Consider the following 20,640-nt stretch of genomic DNA (forward strand, 5'->3'; position numbering starts at 1 on the left):
GAAGGGTCTCGATGTCGTTCGTCACAAAACGATCAACGAGGCCCTTCCCCATTGGTGGCTACCGCCCAAGAACTTCGGACTTACTCGTCTAGGGCCGGGGGGTTACAGCCTCAGCGTGATCGACCACCGAGATCTACGAGCTGCCGATCAGGTCGAGTAGTCGAGATGTGGACGCTCCCCCGCCGGGGGGAGCGTCCACATCTTCTCAGCCGTAGTACCAGTTGAAGAACCAGCGCTGGCCTTCCTCGAAGTTGCCCAGGCCGCAGCCGTTCTCCGGGTAGACGCGGAAGCCCCACAGCCGGTACGAGTCCCAGGCGTGGTTGCACTCGATCTGGTCGTAGTACTTGTTGGTACCGCTCGTCGTCGCCGCGGCCGGCGTGCCGGTGGCGGAGGCGCTCGCGACCGGTGGGGTGAGGGCGAGCATCGCGGTCGCGGTGGTGACACCGGCCAACGCGAGTTTCCACGTACGGGCCATGGAGGTTCTCCTCAGGTGAGACTGGGGGTTGATGCGATGATTGTGGCCCAGGCCCCTAACGTCGCGCTTTCGCGTACCTGTCGCGGCGGCGCGGGTGGGCGCACCTTAGCTTGACTCTGTCGGGGATCTTGTTCGCTGTCGGGTCAGCTGGCGGCTCGCCAGGAACGCAAGCGCGGGATGCTTTGCTGGTCGAGGTAGTCCTGGAAGGCTATCGGCGGTCGTGGGGGCGCGCTTTCCCCAGGAGGGTGCCGGCTGAGGCGTTCGACGTTGACGGCGATGGCGGTGAACACGTGTTGCAGGTGGGCCTTGGCCTGCCCGCGGTAGCGGTAGCGGTAGCGGCAGCGGCGCATGCCATGGCCGTGGGCGAACTCGCAGATGGTGGCCTCGATGCCGGAACGCACCGCGTAGCGCTTGCGCCAGTCCGGTTCTCGCTGCTCCACTTCTCGCTGCTCCGCGCGGTTGCGCAGCTGCAGTTCGTGTAGCTCTCGCGGAGGAAAGCCCACGTTGCGCGCACCGTCGCGGGAGGTGGTGCACTTGGCTCGGACCGGGCAGGGTTGGCACTGGCCCTTGGTGAAGCGGGCCACGATCAACAGAGCGGCGGTCAGCGAGGATGTCGGATAAGGGCCGTGCCAGCCCTTGCTGACCTGGCCCTGCGGGCAGGTGACTTCCTGGCGGTCGAAGTCGATGCGAAAGTCGTCGCGGGCGAAACCCTCACCCTGGCGGTTTTGGTGGGTGGGGTTGCCTGGAAGCGGTCCGACCACGGTGATCTGGTGTTCGCGTTCGGCCTGTTCGAGGTGGACCAGGAGGTGTAGCCACCGTCGACCAGGTGCTGCTCGGGCCGTAGGCCCCGGCGTTCCAGCCGGGGATGGATACCGGGCAGGACCTCGGTGTCAGCGCTGGTCGCGGGCATGGTGACCACGTCCGTGATCACATTGGGGCCGTCGCCGGAGCAGGTCTCGGTCACGTGCGCGAGGAACCCCTGCCAACGGGTGACCTGCCCCCGACGCGCATAGCGGGCCGTCAGGTCGTAGGGCGAGATGATCCGCTTGGCCGAGGGCGGCAGACCGCTATCGTCGTCATCGTCACGCCGGCGCAGCCGCCCGGTGGAGTCGCAGTAGGAGTTCTGCACCAGGATCTGTCGCAGGGCCTGCACCTGGGGGCCGCCCGGCAGGCCGGGATGGTTTCGGCTCAGGTGTTCCAGCAGGCGACGGGCATCTGCCCCGGTGGTGTTGATCCTGGTCTTGGGCCGGGTGGGGTTCTTGCCCAGGCGGACCTGCCGGCCGTAGCGGCGTCCCCAGTTGTCCGGGTACGACCTCATCGATCAAGCCGTTCAGCGCGTGAGCGGCAGTGCGGGCCAGTTCCTCCAGGGCTGCGCGCATGGCCTCGGTGACCAGCTCCAGGCGGGTCAGGTCACGCACGGCGGCCAGGACATGGGTGGAATCGGTGCGCTGGGTGGTCCGCTCGCGGACCAGTCCGGCCTCCTTCAGACGGGCCAGGGCCAGATCGAGAAGCCGGTCCGCCCGCCCGTCCTGCAGCAGGCGGTCACGGAAGTCACCGAGCACGCTGTGGTGGAAGCCGGGGTCGTCCAGTTCGAGGCCGAGCGCGTACTTGAAGTCGATGCGACAGCGCACGGCCTCGGCGGCATCGCGGTCGGAAAGGTCCAGCACGAATTGCAGCACGCTCACCGTGGCCAGCTGGGCGGGTGGGAGTCCCGGCCGGCCGTCGCGGGGATACCACTGCGCGAAGTCCTCATCGCTCCATAACCCGTCCAGCCGATCGCGGATCCACATGGCCGGGGTGCCATGGGGATTACTCGCTCGTGCTACCCGGGCGGTGAGCTCCGGGACCTCCGGCGCGGACCGGGGACGAACCGGTGGAGACACCTGACCACCTCGGGGGAATGACCGACTTCGCCGACCCCAGAAGCCTCACAGTTACTGATCAGTCGCCCTTCGCGACATGCCGGATGTTTTCAAGATTCCCGACAGAGTCAAGCTTAGGAACCGCGCGACGTCCTTGTGATGCTAGTGAGCCGGTCGTGAGTATCAGGGACGCCACGTGAGGTGCGTTCCGTTTCAATTCGCCTGAGCGGTGGTGACGATGTCTGGCTGCTGAGGGCTGCTGGAGAGATGGCAGACAGCAGGCTCGAGCCGGGGGTGTTATCCGAGGCAGAGCGGCGGACGTTGACGGGCTGGGCCCGGCGTCGCTCGACTGCTCAGGGGCTGGCGATGCGGGCGCGGATCGTGCTGGCCTGTGCCGAGGGTGGCGGGAACGTGGCGGTGGCGGCCCGGCTGCGGCTGGACCGTAAGACGGTGGCCCGCTGGCGCAGCCGGTTCCTGACCCGCCAGCTGGACGGTCTGAGCGATGAGCCGCGGCCGGGGGTGCCGCGCACCATCACCGATGCCCAGGTGGAGGAGGTGGTGGTACGCACCCTGGAAGAGGTGCCGGCCGGATCCACGCACTGGTCCAAGCGGGAACTGGCCCGCAAGGTGGGCATCTCCGCGAGCAGCGTGCTGCACATCTGGCGGGCGTTCGGGCTGAAGCCCTGGCGCACCGAGGACTTCAAGATTTCCACTGATCCGCTGCTGATCGACAAGATCCGGGACGCGGTCGGGCTGTATCTGGCCCCGCCGGCCCATGCCGCGGTGTTCGCCGTCGATGAGAAACCGCAGATCCAAGCGTTGCAGCGGAGCGCTCCGGTACTGCCCATGCTGCCCGGCGTGCCCGAGCGGCGCAGCTTCGACTACGTCCGGCACGGCACCGTCGATCTGTTCGCCGCGCTCAACACCGCCACCGGCACGGTGATCGGCAAGCTGTCGGCCCGTCACCGCGCCGTCGACTTCCGCGACTTCCTGGACGAGATCGACCGCCAGGTCGAACCGGGCCTGGCGGTCCATCTCATCTGCGACAACCTGTCCACCCACAAGGCGCCGGTGGTGCACGCCTGGCTGCTGGCCCACCCACGCTTCGTGCTGCACTTCACCCCGACCTACTCCTCCTGGATCAACCAGGTCGAACGCTGGTTCGCCGAACTGGAACGCCGCTGTCTGGAGCGGGGCAACTTCTGCTCCCTGGACGCTCTCAAGGCCGCGTTGGAGGAGTGGATCAAGGTCTGGAACGAGGACGCCAAGCCGTTCAGGTGGACCAAGACCGCCGACCAGATCCTCGACCGCATCTGCCGCTACTGCGACCAAATCTCAAAACCGGCTCACTAGGTGGGATATGCCTCATCCCCGGCCGGGCAAAGGTCACGTCGGCGACCTGCTCGAAGGAACCTCTTGCGCCGACGTGGCGCGTTGCCACAGATGAAGCGCCGGACTGCAAACTGATCGCCATCCCGCGACCCCGAGCGGACATTGGAAAGCACGCGCTCGTATCGGCTATGAACCCGGGTCGATGCCTGCCCACAGCGGGGACATGTCGCTGTCGCCCCTGAACATGTGGCCGCTGGATCTGGCGCGCCTCGCGTTCCGGGTCCGCCGGCGGCAGCCGGTACTGCGCCTTGAGCCGGCCGACTTCCTGGGTGCACTTGAACCGCTCGGCCAGCAGGTGAACCAACGGCGCGTGGAGGTTGTCGATGCTGCCCCGAAGCCGCTCGAGCTCCTTTCGCGCAAACGAATCTTCCATGGACCGGAACGCCTCCTCGACAAAACTCACCGCGCCTCATGCGACAGGACGGCGCCAGGCCCGCGAAAGCGCGTTCTGCCAGAATCGAAAAATCCCCATGGAAGGGAGGTGTGAACATGCGAAACCGAGGAGGCTGAACCGGACCCATGACTTCCAGCCAGCAGGCAACCCTCCGGGAGGTGCTGGAGGTCGGTGAGTTTCGCGCGCTGCTGATCGCCCACGGTGGCTCTCAAGTGGGCGATCAGCTCGCCCGCGTGGCACTCGCCGTCTTGGTGCTCCAGCGGACCGGCTCCGCCGCCCTCACCACGCTCACCTATGCCCTCACCTTCCTCCCAGAGCTGGTGAGCGGTCCGCTCCTGGCGGGACTGGCCGATCGCTATGCCAGGCGGTCGGTCATGGTGACCGCTGACCTGCTGCGGGCCATACTCGTTGCGGTGATGGCCTGGCCGGGCCTGCCGCTGCCCGTGCTTGGCGGGTTGGTGATCTGCGTCGTGATGCTGAACGCGCCGTTCGAGGCCGCCAGGCTCGCCACGATGCCAGTCATCCTGGCCGGCGACCGCTACCCGGTGGCCATGGGTCTGACGGGTACGGTCAACCAGGCCGTGCAGCTCGCGGGATTCAGCGGGGGCGGGGTGCTGGTCGGCATCCTCGGGCCGCACGCGGCGTTCGCCGTCGATGCTGCCACGTTCCTGGTGTCGGCGGCGCTCATCCGTGTGTTCCTAAGCTGGCGACCGGCGGTGGCGCGAGATGGCGCGGCGCGGCGGGTCTGGCGGGGATTCGGCCTGGTACGGGGTGATGCTCGGCTGCGCTACCTGTTCGTTCTGTACTGGCTGTATGGGTTCTTCGTCGTGCCCGAGGGGCTAGCCGGGCCGTACGCCGCCCAGATCGGGGCAGGGCCCGCGGCGATCGGGCTGCTCATGGCAGCTGACCCGGTCTGCGCGGCGGTCGGAGCGTTCCTCATTACCCGGTTCGTCCCGCCGCAGCGGAGGCAGCGGCTGATGGCGCCGCTGGCCGTAGCGACCGGCTTGCCGCTGCTCGGGTTCGCGCTCGCGCCCGGGTTGCCGGTGGCGCTGGTGCTGCTTGGGTTGTGCGGGCTGCTGTCGTCCTATCTGATCCTCATCCAGCCGGCGTTCATGCCGAGCGTGCCGGAGGACCAACGCGGGCAGGTCGTGGGGCTGGCGGTGAGCGGCCTGATCGCGGCGCAGGGGCTGGGCATCCTTGCCAGCGGCCCGCTCGCCGAGGTGCTCCGCCCCGGCGATGTGGTCGCGGTCTTCGCGGCCCTGGGCATTCTGGTGGCCTGCCTCACTACTTGTCGATCAGCCATCGATCGAACGCGTGTCACCTGCCGGCGAGAGAGCTCCCGGTCGGACTCGCGGCCGCCGCTGCGCCTTCCTGCCCCCGAGGAGCCGCTGAGCTTCGAGGCCCATATCAAGCAGCTATTCCGTCCTCAGGATCGCCGCTCGATGTCCTTCGCCTTCGACCTATGGTCGTGCGAGGACGTCTCGCACCATGCCGAGGCCATCTTGGACCGGCTGCGGGAGGGCACGATGCCGTGTGATGGCGCCTGGCCGCAGGAACGGATCGAGTTCTTCGCCCGCTGGGTGAAGTCGGGAAAACCGGAGTGACATGCACATAGGAATCACCAGCTTTGTCTGCGCGTACGGCATGGAGCCGTACGCGCGGTCGATGAGCGCCGTTTCGAGCCGACGTGTGGGACGATAGGCCGTTCGTCACCGTCAGGTGCCAGATGCGGGCGGACGCTCTCGCCGGTTTACCAGCGGCCGTCCAGGCGCGGCGTTATATCGGACGGCCCCGTGCTGGTCCGGGCCCGAGAAGCTGCACGGGGGCGAGGAACCGCCCAAAACCCTGCGGTTCCTCGGGCACCACTTCCGGATGTTCCACTCCTCTTGACGGGAAGCTCTCATGATCGAACAAGCCCGGCTGGTCGACCAGGCCCGCTCCGAAGGCGTGGAACTGGTGGGTGAAAACGGGCTGCTCGGCCGGCTGACCAAGCTGGTGCTGGAGTCCGCTCTCGAGGCCGAGATCACCGACCATCTCGGCTATGACAAGCATCAACGCTCCGGCGGCGAGACGACGAACACCCGCAAGGGCGCCCGCTCCAAGACGGTCATCACCGATGTCGGCCGGTCGAGATCAGCGTGCCGCGAGATCGGGACGGCAGCTTTGAGCCGAAGATCGTGCGTAAGCGGCAGCGGCGGCTGTCCGGGGTGGATGAGATGGTCATCTCGCTGGCCGCCAAGGGTCTGACCACCGGGGAGATCTCCGCCCACCTGGCCGAGGTCTACGGCGCCGAGGTGTCCAGGCAGACCATCTCCACCATCACCGACAAGGTGCTGGACGGGATGGCCGAGTGGAAGAACCGGCCGCTCGGCCCGGGTTTACCCGGTGGTCTTCATCAATGCGATCCATGTGAAGCTGCGCGACGGCCAGGTGGCCAACCGGCCGATCTACGTGGCGATGGCGATCACCGTCGATGGCGAGCGCGACATCCTCGGGCTGTGGGCGGGCGACGGTGGTGAGGGCGCGAAGTTCTGGCTGCACGTACTGACCGAGATCAAGAACCGCGGCGTGGCGGATGCGCTGATGGTGGTCTGCGACGGTCTCAAAGGACTGCCGCAGGTCATCGAGCAGGTCTGGCCCCAGGCGGTCGTCCAGACGTGCGTGGTGCACCGAAGTCGTAAGGAATCAACATGGCGGTTCACTCTGGCTGCTTGAAGCAGGAGTGGGGTCGGCGGTGACCGAGTCGAGCAGTTCTTGGGGTGTGGTGAAGCGCTGTTGGGCGGGGACGATGTCGATGCCGCGGACGTCCATGATTGGCTGGACATCGTTGATGGCGTTCCAGAGCGTGCTGCGACTGATGCCGAACAGCTCAGCAAGGGTATTGAGGCTGCAGATGCGGCGCCGGTAGATGATCGTGGCGAGGATGCGGTCGCCGTCGGTGATCTTCTGGCGGAAGACTCCGCCGCGGGTGCCCAGCTGACGTGAGCCGCCGCGTTGGCGGTGGCGCCGTTGCTCGATGGTGGTCGGCGCGGCGGTGGAGGCTGCGGCGGTGGGGTGGGGGCATCGGCGGATCGCTGAGGAGCTGGACCGGCCGGTCGATACGGTGCGCGGCTGGCTGCGCCGGTTCTCCTCCAGAGCCGAGCGGCTGCGGGCGGCGTTCACCGCGCTGCTGGTGGCGTTCCTGGCCGAGCCCACGATCCTGCCGGCCGCTGCCGGAACGCCGTTGCGCGACGCGCTGTCAGCGATCGTGGCACTGGCGCGAGTGGCCCTGGGCCGTCTTGCCGCGGCAGAGCCAGGTGGCGAGCGGGGCGAGGCGTTCGTGGGCACGTTGCCGATCTGGCCGGTGGCCTGCGCGGTGTCGGGCGGCTGCCTGCTGGCGCCATCATGGAACCCGGAATCGATCAACACGAGCTGCCCCTTGGGGGCGGCCTGGTAAGTACGTCAGCCTCGACCCGATCTTTGCCGAACGTGTCGAGGAGGAAACGCACCGTGTCCAAGGCGGATGAGGAAGCCAGGCGGCGGGCCGAACGCGCGCAGACCGTCGCGCTCTGGCGCTATCAGCTGATCAGGGAGGCCGCCGATTCGTCGTTGACCACCCGGCAGCGGGGCAGGCTGGTCCGGCAGATCTCCGAGACCACCCACGAGGGCCCTTTCGGCGAGCCAATCGTGGTCTCGCGTGCCAGTCTGGACCGGTGGATCCGCGCCTGGCGCACCGACGGATTCGACGCGCTGGTGCCGCCGACCCGCAAGCCGACACCGCGCGTCCCGACCGAGATGCTCGAGCTCGGCGCCGCGCTGAAGCGGGAGAAGCCGGAACGGACCGCCGCGCAAATCGTCCGGATCCTGCGCCAGACCTCAGGCTGGTCACCGTCGGCGCGCATGCTGCTGCGTCACTTCGAGCGCCTGGAGTTGGTCACGCGCCCGGATGGGCAGCCGCCGCAGGCCTTCGGCCGGTTCGAGGCGCTGCGGCCGAACGAGATCTGGACCGGCGACGCCTTGCACGGGCCCAAGGTCGCCGGCCGCAAGACGTTCTTGTTCGCCTTCATCGACGATCACAGCCGGGCGATCGTCGGGCACCGGTGGGGGTACTTCGAGGACACCGTCCGACTGGCCGCGGCGCTGCGCCCGGCGCTGGCCGCCCGCGGCGTCCCGGAGTCGATCTATGTCGATAACGGGTCCGCCTTCGTTGACATCGCCTTGAAGCGGGCGGCTGCTCGGCTCGGCGTGAAGATCATCCACTCGGGTCCGGGACAGCCGGAGGGCAGAGGGAAGATCGAGAGGTTCTTGTGCGCCACGAGGCGCACGGTCGTATCCCCGGATCATCCGGGAGGAACTCGGAGGGAGGTTCCTGGGTCTGATGGCTTACCCAGCGCCGAAAGGCTTACGGGGACAAGAGCATGCCAGGAAACCAGAGATCGGGCCCAGCGTCAGGGGCGGTGCTCTGGGGGACCCGCGTGACATGGCGAAAGCTAAACGTGCCTGAATCCCAGTCTCCAGAAGATGGAAGTTCGCATCCGCCGGAAAGACGTCTGAAACCGGCGCCAGCCCTGCAGCGTGTTGGAACCATGCATCGTGCAACCTCCGGGGCCATGGAGCGATGCCCAGTGAGGGCATTTGTCCGGGTACGACCTCATCTGGCGAGTCGCGTACGACCTCACGTCCTGAGTTCGGCTGGGCTGATCATGCCACTTCTGAACCTCCCTTGATGGTGGTGAGCCGGTTCTTCAGTCGGTAGCTTGGCCCGTTAATGGAGACGACCTCGCAGTGGTGCAGGAGCCGATCCAAGATTGCGGTGGCCAGGACGTCGTCTCCGAACACGCTTCCCCACTCATCTGGGGGTGGCACATGTTCCTGTCGGAGGATTCCGCCTGTTAGCTGGGGCTCCGGGGTTCTTTCTCGTTTCTCTGATTCGTGAGGCGCTAGAGGCGTATGTTAGGCGCTGCCTTCATTCTTCCGGTGCGAGGAAGGTGTGCCGGTGGTGCGGTCTCGACTGCGGGTGCTGGAGGGCGGGGCGCTCCCGCTCGAGCCTCTGGCCAGTGACCCGATGGAGTATCAGGCGCGATGCGTCGAGGCGTTCGTGGCCTCGTGGACGGCTCGCGGGTTCAGCCCGGTGACCATCGAGAACGACACCGGGCTGCTGGAGCGGACCCTGGCCGCGCTGGGTCGTCCGGCTTGGGAGGTCACCCCGGAAGACATCGATCGCGTGGTCGGTGACCTGGCGGTGGCCGGTCGCGCGGCCTCGACGCGGCGTGAGTATGTGCAGATCTTCAAGGGCTTTCACCGGTTCCTGCAGGTGCGCAAAGCTGCCGAGATCGAGGCCGCTTTCGGGGTGCGGCTGGTCTGCCCGGTGGATGAGTTCAACGCCTCCCGGCATGTCGGCGATGACTCGCCGGCCGAGCTGCCGCCGCCGACGCCGGAGCGGGTGAGCGGCTTCTTCGACTTTCTCAAGGACCGGATCGCTACCGCCCGCAAGTACGCGCCGGCGGCGCGGGATTACGCGCTGTTTCGCACCCTGTATCACGTTGGGCTGCGGTCGGAGGAGGCCGCGCTGCTGGACCGGTCGGACGTGCACTTCACCCGGGGCCCGTTCGGCAAGCTGCATGTCCGCTTCGGCAAGGGCGCCCGCACCTCGGGGCCGCGGCCGCGGTGGGTGCCCATGCTGGACGGGCTGGACCTGGTGCTGCGCTGGTTTCTCAAGGACGTGCGCGGCCGTTTCCCCAATTCGCCGGTGCTGTTCGCTGACGAGTCCGGTGGGGCGCTGCATCGCGGCACGATCCGTAACCGGCTGCGCTATCTCATGCAGTTGGAGGGGCGGCCGCAGGCCGAGTGGTTCAGCCCGCATGCGCTGCGTCGGGCGTGTGCCACCCACAACTACGAGCGCGGCGTGGACCTGGTGGCCATCCAGCAGTTGCTTGGGCACTGGACGGTGAGCTCGACGATGCGGTATGTCCGGCCGTCGGCCACCTTCATTGAAGATGCCTATCGCCGGGCGGTGACCAGCACGCTGGGTGAGTTGACCGGACAGGGAGACCCGACTGCATGAAGATCAGGTGGAAACTGCGGATGGCCGCCGCGCAACGCGAGGTGTGGACCGGCGCTCAGCTGCGGCGGCTGCTGGCCGACAAGGCCGGGCTGGAGCTGTCGGCAGCGTCGGTGTCGGCACTGCTGACCAAGGAGCCCACGCAGGTGAAGCTGTCCACCCTGGCCGCGTTGTGCACCGCGCTGGAGTGCAGCCCCAACGACCTGTTCGAGGTGGACACCACCCCCGTCGAGCAACCAGTCCGGCCGCCACAGCCGGTAGCCGAGCCCAAGGCCGCCTCCAGCGGAGGCCGTTCCATGCCACCGCTGTGACCGAGCGCGGAGGACGGCGATGGGAAAACGGCAACGCGACTGCGTGGACTGTGGTGGCCCGGTCGGCATCATCGGCCGCCGGCACTGCTGCCGCTGCCTAAGGCAGCTCAATGAAGCGGCCGCCAAGGCGTCCTGTCCGGTCTGTGGCAAGCAGCGGGTGCTGCAGGCCGACACCGGCCGGTGCATCACGTGCTCGCGTGTCTGCACCGAGTGCGGGCATCCCGTCCGCTCGCCGAAGGCGACGCTGTGCCGGGACTGCACCCGCCAGGCTCGGCAGCGGGCGGCGCAACAACCGTGCCCGCGCTGCGGCCGCCCGGGCTATCTGCGCGAAGCCACCGGCTGGTGCGGGACCTGTTCACGTCCTCGCCAGGCGAAGGACCCGCCGCGCGTCTGCGACGACTGCGGTCAACTTCGCCCGCATGCCGGCCACGGACTGTGCTCGGCCTGCTGGCAGCGCCGCCTGGAACGGCCCTTCGTCGCCGGCGAGAACCTCATCGCCCGGCTGGCGGACCCGCCGCCCTGGCTCGGCGAGCTCATCGGCCACCTGGCCGCCGGTCACTCTCCGGCTCGGGCCTGCGTCCTGATCGGCCAGATGGGACGGCTACTGGACGACGAGCATCCCAACCATCCCCAAGCCCTGCTGGAACGGGCTCGCTTGCCCGGCCGCTCGATGGGGCCATTGGCCCGAGGGCTGGAGATCTTCTTCATCGAACGCGGGCTGGCACTGGCCACCGATCACGCCGAACGGCTGGCCTCTGAACGCCGTCGCCGCCGGATCGACGCCGTCCCTGAGCCCTTGCGGCCCGGGGCGGAGGCCTTCAACACCTTTCTGCTGCGCTCACGCGAGCGCGCCCGCCGGGCCGGGACGCTGCCCCGTGCCGACGTCACCCTCGACATCAAGCTGTCCACCGTGCGCGATCTGGCTCAGCACATCTGCGCGCGAGGGAAGCAGGACTGGGCCCTGGTCGAGGTGCACGATATCGAGACGTTCTTGGCTGCCCAGCCGAAGAACCGTCCTCGGCGGTTGCAGATCGCCCGGCAGTTCTTCCGCTTCGCCAAGAGCCACAAGATGATTCTCATCGATCCCACCAGCGGGCTGTCGGCGAAGGCGGCCAAGGGCTTCATCGGCAAGACTCTCACCCTCGACCAGCAGAGACGCCTCTTCCAAAGATGGATCACCGACCCGGCGGTCCACCCGCACGAGGCTCTGCTGGGCATCCTGTCTCTGTTGCACGGCGCCTCCAGCGCTGAGGTCCGCCACCTGCGCCTGGACGGCATCGATCCCGCCAACCGTGCCATCCGTCTCGGGCAACGCCCCCACCTCGTGCCCCTGGATCCGGTCAGCTGGAGCATCGTGCAGCGGTGCATGGCCCACCGCGAGACCCAGCGCACCAGCAACCCGCATCTGATGGTCACCAAGGGCACCAAAGCGGGCCGGAACCCGGCCTCCGTCGCTTATGTCAGCCACATCCTGGATCCGGCCGGCATCTCACCGCGGATGCTTCGCTCCACCCGCCTGATCGATCTGGTCAACATCATGGACGCCAAACTCGTCGCCGCGGCGTTCGGGATGACCCCCGAAGGCATCATGATCTATCTAGCCGACCACGTCGTCGATGGCCGGCTGCCCAGGCCGCCCAACAGCGAGACCTGTGGGCATCACAGCTCAAGCACTGACGGACAGGCTTCGGGCCGACCATAGGTCAGAACACGCAACAGTCCATCGCGGAGCTGATCGATGACGTCATCCTCGACAGCCAGGGACGCCTCGATCTCGTGGTCGTCCAGCCCCAACGCATCCAGGCTGTCGGCAGCCACCTTGACGCGCAGTAGCCTCTCACGGAGCGTCACCTCTTCAACGACGCCATAAGCGGTGCCCTGACCTGCGGTGACCAGGCAATAGGTGTCCATCCCAAGCTCAATGTCCTGCTCATCAGGCTCGAACAGACCACACATGAACAGCAACACCATGCCAGCGCCGTCTTCACCCTCGGCGACACCCACCGTCAAGCAATCGTCGGCTTCTTCCTCGACGCCCGCAACCCGGGCAGTGAACCTGATCGTCATGACCAGGAGCGTAACGACCATGACCGACAACGCCGCCCACGCTCACCAGGCATCCCCGGACAGGAACCCGTGCTGCTTCGGCAGCACCTCGCACATATTCGCGCGAACATGTGCGCTTTGCTGAAGGCTTTGTTGCTGGTCAGCAAGATCGTCCCGGTTTCATACCTTTTCGAGATGACTTGGAAGACCAGGTTGGCTTCGTCCCTTTCCAGGGGCAGGTAGCCCACCTCGTCCAGGACCAGGACGTTGGGGCGGGTGTAGGTCTTCAGCTTGGCGGCCAGACGGCCGATGGCGTTGGCCTCTTTGAGCTGGCGGACCATGTCGTCCAGCGTGGTGAAGTAGATGGAGAAGCCGGCCTTGCAGGCCGCGACGGCCAGGCCGACGGCGAGCATGGTCTTGCCCACCCCAGGCGGCCCCAGGAAGGCGGCGTTGGCCTTGGCCTCGATGAACGACAGCGCGGCCAGGTCCTTGATCTTGCGCGGGTCGAGGTCGGGCTGGAAAGAGAAGTCGAACTCGGTGATCTCCTTGTGGTGGGGCAGCTTCGACAACCTGAGCGCGGCGCGGAAGCGGCGACCGTCGCGGACGCCGTGTTCTTCTTCCAGGATCAGGTCCAGGAAGTCGAGGTAGCCCATCTTGTCGGCGTTGGCGCGGGCGATGAGCTGGTCGACGCTGGCGGCCAGGTGGGGCAACCCGAGCCGGGTGGCGTGCGCTTTGATGCGGTTGGTGACCAGCTGCGACATCAGTTCAGTCCTTCGGTGATCGGGGTGGAGTTCAGGCCCGCGGCCAGGTCGTAGGCGGCCAGCGGGCGCCGGGCGACGGGGATCTGCGCGGCGGCTGAGCGTTTCAGCAGCGCGGCCAGGCCATCCGCGTCCTGGTCGACGGGCTGGTCGACGGGCTGGTCGACGGGCTGGTCGGTGGCGAGGCTGGAGGGGACGGGACCGCTGGTCGTGGCGCGGGTGTGTCCGTCGGGCAGGCCGTCCCAGTGCTTGGGGTCGACGACCCACGTGCCGGAGACGGTGGCGCGCTGGTGGATGGCCAGCAGAGCGTCTGCGGCGCTGAGGGCGGCCGGGTCGCAGATGGTCACCTCGCTACCGGTGACGCGGAGCTCCACCTGCTGGCCGGCGCGCACCCGGCGGGCGGGAACGGAATACAGACAGCCGTCGAAGGAGATCAAGCAGTCCTTGCCGACCCGCCGCAGATGCCGCTCGGCCACCAGATAGGAGCTGGCGGGCAGGGCTGCGAGTGCATCATGATCGCGGGCGGCGCGCGTTGCGATGACCTCGCCATGGGTGCGGTGCACCGTGCCACGCCGGATCGGCACCCAGGCGGCGAAAGCGGCGTCCAGTTCGCCGATCGAGGTGAAGCTCCGTCCGGCCAGTACGTGATCGCGCAGGATGTCGACCTGCCGCTCGACGCGGCCCTTCCCGGTGGGCCGGTGAGCGGCCAGCACATCGATGTCGAAACCGTAGTGCCCGGCAAACGCCACCGCTTCGGGATGCAGCGGGACCGCTTTGCCCGGGGCGACGTGCTGACGGACGACGGTCTTGGTCCGGTCGTAAACGATCACGCCTGGGACGCCGCCGAAGTGGTCAAACGCGCGCCGGTGGCACTCCCAGAAGGTGGCCAGGTCCATGCTGGTGGTGAAGCAGCAGAACGGGTCGCGTGAGTAGGACAGCACCATATGGAAGGAGTAGACCTTCGCGATGCCCATGTGGGCCAGGATGCCGCCCTCGTCGCCCCAGTCGACCTGAGCTTGGGCGCCGGCGGTCACCTCGAAGCGACGGTGCAGCCCGGCCAGGTCGTCGAGGCTCAGCCCGAGCTCGGCCCGGATACGGGGTCGGGCCTCGGCACAGAACATCTTGATCCGCTGGTAGTGACCGTTCCAGCCGTACTCGGCCTGGAGCCGTTCGTGGATCACCGACGCTTTCAGCCCGATGTCGGCCCGCAGCCAGCTCTCCACCACGCCTTCCAGCGGCTCGAGCTTGCGCGGCTGGGTCCCCTTGCGTGACGGCGCTGAGGGCGGGACCGCACCCTCAGCCTGCAGATACTTCTTAACGGTCTTCCAGTCGTGCCCGGTCTCCCGAGCTATCGCGGCGATACTCACGCCCGCTTCATGCAGGGCGCGGAAGCGACGGATATTCATCCAATCCCTCGAATCCAGGATCATTGAGCGTGGTCATCCTTCGATCTCGTCTGCTTGCCGGCTGACAGATCGAAGGATGATCACTAACTCAGCTCGAACACGTCAATGACATGCCGACCCTCTGGACGTGAGGTCGTACCCCGTTCGGGAGATGAGGTCGTACGCGGACAGCATTGAAGGAGACGAACGGGACGCCTAAATCACGCTGATTCGTACGACCGTGACGAACGTGGGATCGCCTACGGGACGCGAGTCCTAGGGCGACGGAGGCCTCGTAGTAGTCGGCGGAGTCACGCCCGTCCGAGGAGTCCGGGAGAGCCGGAATCAGGGCGAAGGGGGCCAGGTGATCGGACACCTCAGGAGCGGGAGGTATGCGTAATGCAGAGCGCCGAAACGGTGCTGGGTGTCCTGCGTGAGCGCGGCAGGTGTGGCCTGCCGTTGGAAGAGCTGTATCGGCAGATGTTCAATCCGCAGTTGTATCTGCTGGCCTACGGCCGCATCTACGCCAACAAGGGGTCGATGACGCCGGGGTCAACGCTAGAGACCGCGGACGGCATGTCGTTGAAGAAGATCGAGCGGATCGTCACCGAGATGCGTCACGAGCGCTATCGGTTCCGCCCGGTCCGCAGGGTGCACATTCCGAAGAAGAACGGGAAGACGCGCCCGCTGGGCATGCCGACCTGGTCGGACAAGCTCGTCGGCGAAGTGGTCCGCCTGCTCCTTGAGGCGTATTACGAGCCGACGTTCTCCGATCGGTCCCACGGGTTCCGGCCCGGTCGGGGCTGCCATACCGCGTTGCGGGAGGTGGCCCACACCTGGCTGGGGACGGCTTGGTTCGTCGAGGGAGATATCGCCGACTGCTTCGGGTCTTTCGATCATGATGTGATGGTCGGGATTCTGTCGGAGAAGATCCACGACAACCGGTTCCTGCGGCTGCTGCGCAACATGCTGACAGCCGGATACCTGGAGGACTGGCGGTGGGGAGCCACGCTGAGCGGGGTTCCCCAGGGCGGGATCGCATCACCCGTCCTTTCGAACATCTACCTGAGCAAGCTGGATGAGTTCGTCGAGAAGACCCTCATCCCGGAATACACCCGAGGCAGACTCCGGACCAAGAACCCGGAGTACCGCGCGGTGGAGCGGGAGATCGTCAAAGCCCGCCGCAAGGGCGACCGCCCTGAGGTTCGGTCGCTCTATCGGCGGCTACACAGCCTTCCCAGTCAGGACCCCCGGGACCCGGATTACCGCAGGCTGCGCTACTGCCGCTACGCCGACGACACCTTGCTCGGGTTCGCCGGACCCAAGGCCGAAGCCGAGGAGATCAAGCGACGCCTGACCGGGTTCCTGCGTGATGACCTCAAGCTGGAGCTCTCACCGGACAAAACTCTGATCATCCACGCTCGCACCCAGCGGGCCAAGTTCCTCGGCTACGAGATCTCGGTCGCGGGAAGTGACCGCAGAACGAGAAGACCGGGAGGGACCGACAAGCGCAACCGTCGCTCTCTCAACGGCATGATCGTCCTGCGGATCCCCGCCTCCGTGGTCAAGGCCAAGTCCGTCCCGTACTTATCGCGCGGGAAACCCGCGTGCCGGAACTCCATGGTCAACGAGAGCGACTACAACATCGTCGCTCGCTATGGAGCCGAGTACCGGGGCATCGTCCAGTACTACCTTCTCGCCAGCGACGTCTTCCGGCTCCACCGGCTCCGGTGGGTCATGGAGACCTCGATGCTCAAGACCCTGGCCAGCAAGCACCGCTCGACGGTGACCAAGATGGCGGCCCTTCACAAGGCCAAGATCCTGACGCCGCACGGGCCGCGCACGCGATTCGAGGCGAGTATCGAGCGCGACGGCAAGAAGGCGCTGGTCGCCTGGTTTGGCGGCATTCCGCTGAAACGGCAGAAGAACGCGGTCCTCACCGACCGCCAGCACACCGGGCCCGCCTACCCCAACCGGCAGCTGGTCACCCGGCTGCTCAATGGGAGGTGCGAGCTCTGCGGACGCACGGACGGCATCCAAGTCCACCACATCCGCCGACTCGCCGACCTCGGCGGCCCTGGTCAGCCGCAGCCCGCATGGGCACAGGTCATGGCGAAGATCCGCCGCAAAGCGCTCATCGTTTGCGGCGACTGCCACGACCAGATCCACGGGCACCCTGCATCACCGCTCACGCAGTAGATCGCTGGAGAGCCGGGTACTCGGAAACGGGTCCGCCCGGTTCGGAGGGAGGCCGAACGGAAAAGGACCAGCCCACACGGGGCTGGCACCTCGCCATTCGGCCGACCCTACCCGCTCCGTCCGGCAGCAGTTCCTCGTGGAGATCGCCGCGGACGGGCAGACCAGCGGCACCAAGGTGTCCGACCTGGGCCAGCTGAACCGGCTGTTCACCGCCTGGGTGGAGACCGTCTATCACCGGCGGGTGCACTCCGAGACCGGCCAAGAGCCGCTGGAGCGGTGGATGGCAGGGGCGCCGTTCCCGTCCCCGACCCCGGCGCAGCTGGCCGAGGGTTCCCTACACCCTGAGCGGGGTGGACTATCTGCTGCACCGGCTGGGCTGGAGCTGGCAAGTGCCCACGCGGCGAGCGGCCGCGTCCAAGATCGTGGTGTATGAGATTCGACCACTCTGCGATCTAAATCCTATTTAAGCAGCAATAGCATCATTAGTCACATTGACGTCACCAGCGTCTTCTTTCGCCTTTCTCTCGGCGGCCTTACGGCACTCGGCGAGGATTTCCAGGCCGAGGTAGCGCCGACCTTCGGTCCACTCATCGTGCTGCTCTGCCAGCACCGCACCCACCAGCCGGATGATGGCATCGCGGTGCGGGAAGATACCGACCACGTCGGTGCGGCGGCGGATCTCCTTGTTCAGCCGCTCTTTTAACCGGCCCTGGCCTTCAGGGCAAGGCAGTGGAGGAGGTCGCGGTTCAGCGCTCGAGGCGGGAAATGTGGTCGGTGAGTGCATCGGCGACGCGGGCGTGGCGGGCCGCCTCGCTGTCCCAACCGCGATTGCCGGCGTCGGCCTGGAGTGCTTGAACATCGGTGAGCTGGCTGCGCAGGGCGTCAGTGAACTAGGGGCCGGTCACGAAGTTGTCGCAGGTTTCGCAGATGTTGGCGTAGGGGCAGGCGCCTGCGGCTTCGTGTCGGGAGCAGTAGCCATGAGCGACGCGGGTTTTGAGCATCTCGTTGTTCAGCCAGGTCACCTTGTCCGGGACGATCGGCTTGCCGGCCGGGGTCAGGGTGAATTGGCGGCGCATCTTGCCCATCGCCTCGTCGTAGGCGGTGCGCAGCGTCGGGGAGGCCAAGGTCGCGTAGCGAATGGTCATCTGCGGGGTGACGTGCCCGAGCAGAGCCATCAGTGCCTGCAGGCTCATCCCGGCGTTGGCCAGGCTGGTGGCCCAGGTGTGGCGGAGCTGATGTGGGGTGACGACGAGCACGTCGCCGTCGGGCGCGCGGAGCCCGGCCAGTTCGGCGGCGGCGAGCAGGCCGTTGCGCAGCCGGGTCGCGCCGAGTCTGCGGCCGTGCTGGGTGAAGAGGAAGTCGGTCGGTGTTCCGGTGCGTGGATGCGGCAGCGGTCGGTGAACGCCGCGCAGCGTGGCCCATTCATCCAGCGCGGCGAGGGTGTCGGCGTCCAGGGGGACCATGCGTTCGGTGGCGAGCTTGCCGAGCGGGACTTTCAGCCAGGTCCCGGTGGGACCGTAGTCGATGATGCTGCCGATCTCCAGGTCGAGCAGCTCGCCGACGCGCAGCCCAGCACCGCGAAGAACGGGCAGGGCCAAGCGGGCGAAATCGTCGTCCAGGCGGGCGACGGCATTCATCAGGGCGGCATCGATGTCGGGCGGCAGCGCCCGGGGCAGCGGCTGGTCGAGTTTGGGGATGTCGGCGGCGAAGATCAGACGGCGCGTGGGTGCTTCGGCCCAGCCCCAGGCGGCGATGTCGTCGAGCATGTTGCGCAGGCTGAGTGCCGCTGCTTGGGCGACTGCTGCTGAGACGGTCCGGCCTGCCCCGGCCGCGGCGCGCCGGCCGCGCCATGGCCGGGTGCGGTTGAAGATGAGGTAGCCCTCGATGTGGTGCCGCTCGAGCTGGCGCAGCGAGGTCACGTCGGGATGACGGTCGGTGAGGTATTCGGCGAACGGCAGCAGGTCGTTGATCAGGCTTTCCACCGATCGGGGTCGCAGGACCGCGGCGCGGGTGCCGACGTAGCGCAGCAGCACCTGGCGGACCTGGTCGGCCATCGGCACCTGGGCGAAACGCTGCTCCAGGGTGCGCGCCCAGGGCCGTCGTCGGGGCGGTGTGTCGATCATGCGGGACTCGAACAAGATCTGACGGACGCCGGCGATCCGGTTGCGGTAAGCGCGGCGCGAGCTTGCTGGGATGGTCATGGTCGAGGCGATCGCGGCGTCGAAGGCGTCCACCGACTCGCTGGTCACCTCGGCGACCACGCCGCCGTGCCAGGCCAGCAGCACGGCCAGGCACTCGCCGAGCACCGTCTCCACCCACTCAGCCGTCCAACCGAGCCGCAGCCCGGCCTGCCTGACCGTGGCGAAGCCGTCGAGATCGCGAGCCTGGATGGCGTCGGCCAGCCCGGTCAAGTGCTTGGTCCCGGCCAGCTCCAGGTCCAGCCGCAGACGGCCGGTCCCGATCGCGTAGCAGATCAGCGGCCAGGCGCCGGTTCGTTTGAGCTCGAGGTGGCGCTCTGCGGCTGGACCGGCCATCCAGATATCCAGATCGGGGTGACGTGCCAGGAACGCGCGGGCGATTCGGATGCGATCGCGCACCGCCCTCCGACCCAGCCCCAGGACGGCGACGTGGGCCAGGTAGTCCTTCAGCAGACTGTGCTCGGCGGAGGCTTGGCGAGCGAGGGCGGTCATCGCGAGCCACCTGCGCTCTGGCGGAAGCGGGCGGCGGCGTACTCGGCTGCCAACTGCTCGACCGACAGGTGGACGTAAGCGGCGGTGGTCTCCGGGTTGGCGTGGCCCATCAGCTCGCGCAATGCCAGCAGGTCGATGCCGGCCGCGGCCAACTCGGTGCCGTAGGTGTGCCGCAGCCGGTGCGGGCGCACCCGCAGCGCGCCCGAGAGTTGCCGATGACGGCGAAACAGGCTGCGCAACCCGGCCTCACTCACCGGCGCGCCCGCCGTCGGGCCCCGCAGCACCACGAAACACTCGGCCGTCCCCAACCGCGGCGGGCGTTCCAGGCGCAGATAGGCCGCCAGTTCGGCGAAGAACGCCGCGTCGACCGGGACCACGCGTTCCTTGTTCCCCTTCCCGATCACGCGCAGCCGTCGTGCGCCCATGTCGACATCGGCCAGCTTCAGCCCGCGGACCTCGGCCGAGCGCAGCCCGCCCAGCAGCATCGCCAACACCATCGCGCGATCGCGGTGCGTGCCCAAGCTCGACAGGAACGCCTCAACATCGCCGCTCGGCAGCGACTCCGGCAGGCGGCGGGGCTGCCGCACCAGACGGCCACCTCCGCGAGCTCGCCCGGGCCCCAGATGTCCCAGCAGCCCGCGGGCCTGTGGCCGCAGCCCCTGCCCCCGCCGGGGCGCGGGAACCGGGTTGCCTGCACGGACTCCGGTCATGACCTGATATTCAAAAAACGCCCGGACCGCCGCGACGCGACGGTTGATCGTGGAGGGGGCCGCGCTGCGTCGCGCCAACCGCACCACCTTCCCGCCGCTGTCACGACGGACGCCCTGCCAATCCATCCAGGCGAAGACGTCCGTTGCGGTCACCGCGTCAACGGTGAGCGGCTGCTCGATGAGGAAGCGGGCGAAGTTCACCAGGTCGAACGCATAGGCCCGGATCGTGGCCAGACTGAACGCCCGCGCGGCCAGGTGCGCCAAGAAGGCGTTCGTTGCCTCGATACCGTCCCAAGCGCCAGCCAGCCGATGCTCCCCGTCGAGTAGTCGCGCGTGAACCGTCATGACCTGGCCCCATCTGTCGGTCCTCACCCGGCA

Annotated in this window: 20 protein-coding genes and 3 pseudogenes; 10 read left to right on the plus strand and 13 right to left on the minus strand. The window is 67.5% G+C overall.

The annotated features are described in order from the left end of the window. Window positions 1–205: 205 nt before the first annotated feature. The 4 genes and pseudogenes from ACWDRB_RS64495 to ACWDRB_RS64510 form a co-directional block, all read right to left on the minus strand. Window positions 206–475 (minus strand): hypothetical protein, encoded by a 270-nt coding sequence (locus ACWDRB_RS64495; RefSeq protein WP_449912009.1) that lies wholly within the window; start codon window positions 473–475, stop codon window positions 206–208. Between the two features lie 143 nt (window positions 476–618). Further along, entirely contained in the window at window positions 619–1,161 is a 543-nt protein-coding gene (locus ACWDRB_RS64500) for a transposase (protein ID WP_449912033.1), read from the minus strand. Beyond that, window positions 1,077–1,793 carry a hypothetical protein gene (locus ACWDRB_RS64505; protein ID WP_449912037.1) on the minus strand — a complete coding sequence of 239 codons (717 nt, stop codon included), beginning with the start codon at window positions 1,791–1,793 and terminating at the stop codon, window positions 1,077–1,079. Before ACWDRB_RS64505 ends, ACWDRB_RS64500 begins: the two co-directional genes overlap by 85 nt. Before the next feature lie 247 nt (window positions 1,794–2,040). After that, window positions 2,041–2,265, minus strand: a pseudogene (locus tag ACWDRB_RS64510) (transposase); the annotation flags it as partial. Between the two features lie 339 nt (window positions 2,266–2,604). Here ACWDRB_RS64510 and ACWDRB_RS64515 point away from each other — a divergent pair. Further along, window positions 2,605–3,690 carry an IS630 family transposase gene (locus ACWDRB_RS64515; RefSeq protein ID WP_449912010.1) on the plus strand — a complete coding sequence of 362 codons (1,086 nt, stop codon included), beginning with the start codon at window positions 2,605–2,607 and terminating at the stop codon, window positions 3,688–3,690. Here the strand turns inward: ACWDRB_RS64515 and ACWDRB_RS64520 are convergent. Further along, complete coding sequence (locus tag ACWDRB_RS64520) at window positions 3,611–4,102, minus strand: chorismate mutase (protein ID WP_449912034.1); 492 nt, start codon at window positions 4,100–4,102, stop codon at window positions 3,611–3,613. The two genes, ACWDRB_RS64515 and ACWDRB_RS64520, sit on opposite strands and share 80 nt — an antisense overlap. A gap of 146 nt (window positions 4,103–4,248) precedes the next feature. Between ACWDRB_RS64520 and ACWDRB_RS64525 the strand changes: the two genes are divergently transcribed. Both ACWDRB_RS64525 and ACWDRB_RS64530 read left to right on the plus strand, forming a co-directional pair. Further along, window positions 4,249–5,727 (plus strand): MFS transporter, encoded by a 1,479-nt coding sequence (locus ACWDRB_RS64525; protein WP_449912011.1) that lies wholly within the window; start codon window positions 4,249–4,251, stop codon window positions 5,725–5,727. Window positions 5,728–6,025: 298 nt separating this feature from the next. Further along, a pseudogene (locus ACWDRB_RS64530) lies at window positions 6,026–6,802 on the plus strand (IS256 family transposase); the annotation flags it as partial. A 6-nt stretch (window positions 6,803–6,808) separates the two neighbouring features. Here ACWDRB_RS64530 and ACWDRB_RS64535 read toward each other — a convergent pair. Continuing rightward, entirely contained in the window at window positions 6,809–7,285 is a 477-nt protein-coding gene (locus ACWDRB_RS64535; protein ID WP_449912038.1) for a hypothetical protein, read from the minus strand. Between ACWDRB_RS64535 and ACWDRB_RS64540 the strand changes: the two genes are divergently transcribed. After that, a complete protein-coding gene (locus tag ACWDRB_RS64540; protein ID WP_449912035.1) occupies window positions 7,173–7,559 on the plus strand; it encodes a hypothetical protein in 387 nt (128 codons plus the stop codon). The genes ACWDRB_RS64535 and ACWDRB_RS64540 overlap by 113 nt on opposite strands. 32 nt (window positions 7,560–7,591) lie before the next feature. Further along, a complete protein-coding gene (locus tag ACWDRB_RS64545; RefSeq protein ID WP_449912036.1) occupies window positions 7,592–8,581 on the plus strand; it encodes a DDE-type integrase/transposase/recombinase in 990 nt (329 codons plus the stop codon). Window positions 8,582–8,803: 222 nt separating this feature from the next. Here ACWDRB_RS64545 and ACWDRB_RS64550 read toward each other — a convergent pair whose 3' ends face one another. Next, on the minus strand, window positions 8,804–8,968 hold the full coding sequence (locus ACWDRB_RS64550; protein WP_449912012.1) for an ATP-binding protein: 165 nt from the start codon (window positions 8,966–8,968) through the stop codon (window positions 8,804–8,806). A gap of 133 nt (window positions 8,969–9,101) precedes the next feature. Between ACWDRB_RS64550 and ACWDRB_RS64555 the strand changes: the two genes are divergently transcribed. From ACWDRB_RS64555 to ACWDRB_RS64565, 3 genes are read left to right on the plus strand one after another with little or no spacing between them, the layout of a single operon-like run. Next, a complete protein-coding gene (locus tag ACWDRB_RS64555) occupies window positions 9,102–10,166 on the plus strand; it encodes a tyrosine-type recombinase/integrase (RefSeq protein WP_449912013.1) in 1,065 nt (354 codons plus the stop codon). Beyond that, window positions 10,163–10,474 (plus strand): helix-turn-helix domain-containing protein, encoded by a 312-nt coding sequence (locus ACWDRB_RS64560; protein ID WP_449912014.1) that lies wholly within the window; start codon window positions 10,163–10,165, stop codon window positions 10,472–10,474. The genes ACWDRB_RS64555 and ACWDRB_RS64560 overlap by 4 nt, the downstream gene beginning before the upstream one ends. Window positions 10,475–10,493: 19 nt before the next feature. After that, a complete protein-coding gene (locus ACWDRB_RS64565) occupies window positions 10,494–12,176 on the plus strand; it encodes a hypothetical protein (RefSeq protein WP_449912015.1) in 1,683 nt (560 codons plus the stop codon). On the opposite strand, the gene ACWDRB_RS64570 is transcribed toward ACWDRB_RS64565, so the two are convergent. The 3 genes from ACWDRB_RS64570 to istA are packed head-to-tail and all read right to left on the minus strand — an operon-like array spanning window position 12,134 to window position 14,708. Further along, window positions 12,134–12,541 carry an Imm10 family immunity protein gene (locus ACWDRB_RS64570; protein WP_449912016.1) on the minus strand — a complete coding sequence of 136 codons (408 nt, stop codon included), beginning with the start codon at window positions 12,539–12,541 and terminating at the stop codon, window positions 12,134–12,136. The genes ACWDRB_RS64565 and ACWDRB_RS64570 overlap by 43 nt on opposite strands. Further along, window positions 12,538–13,281: an ATP-binding protein gene (locus tag ACWDRB_RS64575; protein WP_449912017.1), complete on the minus strand. Its 744-nt coding sequence runs from the start codon at window positions 13,279–13,281 to the stop codon at window positions 12,538–12,540. The genes ACWDRB_RS64570 and ACWDRB_RS64575 overlap by 4 nt, the downstream gene beginning before the upstream one ends. Continuing rightward, complete coding sequence (istA, locus tag ACWDRB_RS64580) at window positions 13,281–14,708, minus strand: IS21 family transposase (protein WP_449912018.1); 1,428 nt, start codon at window positions 14,706–14,708, stop codon at window positions 13,281–13,283. Before istA ends, ACWDRB_RS64575 begins: the two co-directional genes overlap by 1 nt. Before the next feature lie 354 nt (window positions 14,709–15,062). Here istA and ACWDRB_RS64585 point away from each other — a divergent pair, with 354 nt between their 5' ends. Together ACWDRB_RS64585 and ACWDRB_RS64590 are read left to right on the plus strand one after the other, a co-directional pair. Continuing rightward, the gene (locus tag ACWDRB_RS64585; protein WP_449912019.1) at window positions 15,063–16,862 is read left to right on the plus strand and encodes a reverse transcriptase domain-containing protein; all 1,800 of its coding nucleotides are present in this window, start codon (window positions 15,063–15,065) and stop codon (window positions 16,860–16,862) included. Between the two features lie 350 nt (window positions 16,863–17,212). Next, entirely contained in the window at window positions 17,213–17,329 is a 117-nt protein-coding gene (locus ACWDRB_RS64590; RefSeq protein ID WP_449912020.1) for a winged helix-turn-helix domain-containing protein, read from the plus strand. Here the strand turns inward: ACWDRB_RS64590 and ACWDRB_RS64595 are convergent. The 3 genes and pseudogenes from ACWDRB_RS64595 to ACWDRB_RS64605 all read right to left on the minus strand — a co-directional run. Continuing rightward, a pseudogene (locus ACWDRB_RS64595) lies at window positions 17,326–17,559 on the minus strand (transposase); the annotation flags it as partial. The gene ACWDRB_RS64590 and the pseudogene ACWDRB_RS64595 sit on opposite strands and share 4 nt — an antisense overlap. Window positions 17,560–17,752: 193 nt before the next feature. Then, window positions 17,753–19,552, minus strand: a complete 1,800-nt coding sequence (locus ACWDRB_RS64600) for a tyrosine-type recombinase/integrase (RefSeq protein ID WP_449912021.1) — start codon at window positions 19,550–19,552, stop codon at window positions 17,753–17,755. Further along, a complete protein-coding gene (locus ACWDRB_RS64605) occupies window positions 19,549–20,607 on the minus strand; it encodes a tyrosine-type recombinase/integrase (protein WP_449912022.1) in 1,059 nt (352 codons plus the stop codon). Before ACWDRB_RS64605 ends, ACWDRB_RS64600 begins: the two co-directional genes overlap by 4 nt. Window positions 20,608–20,640 lie beyond the last annotated feature (33 nt).

Source organism: Nonomuraea sp. NPDC003707 (assembly GCF_053587055.1).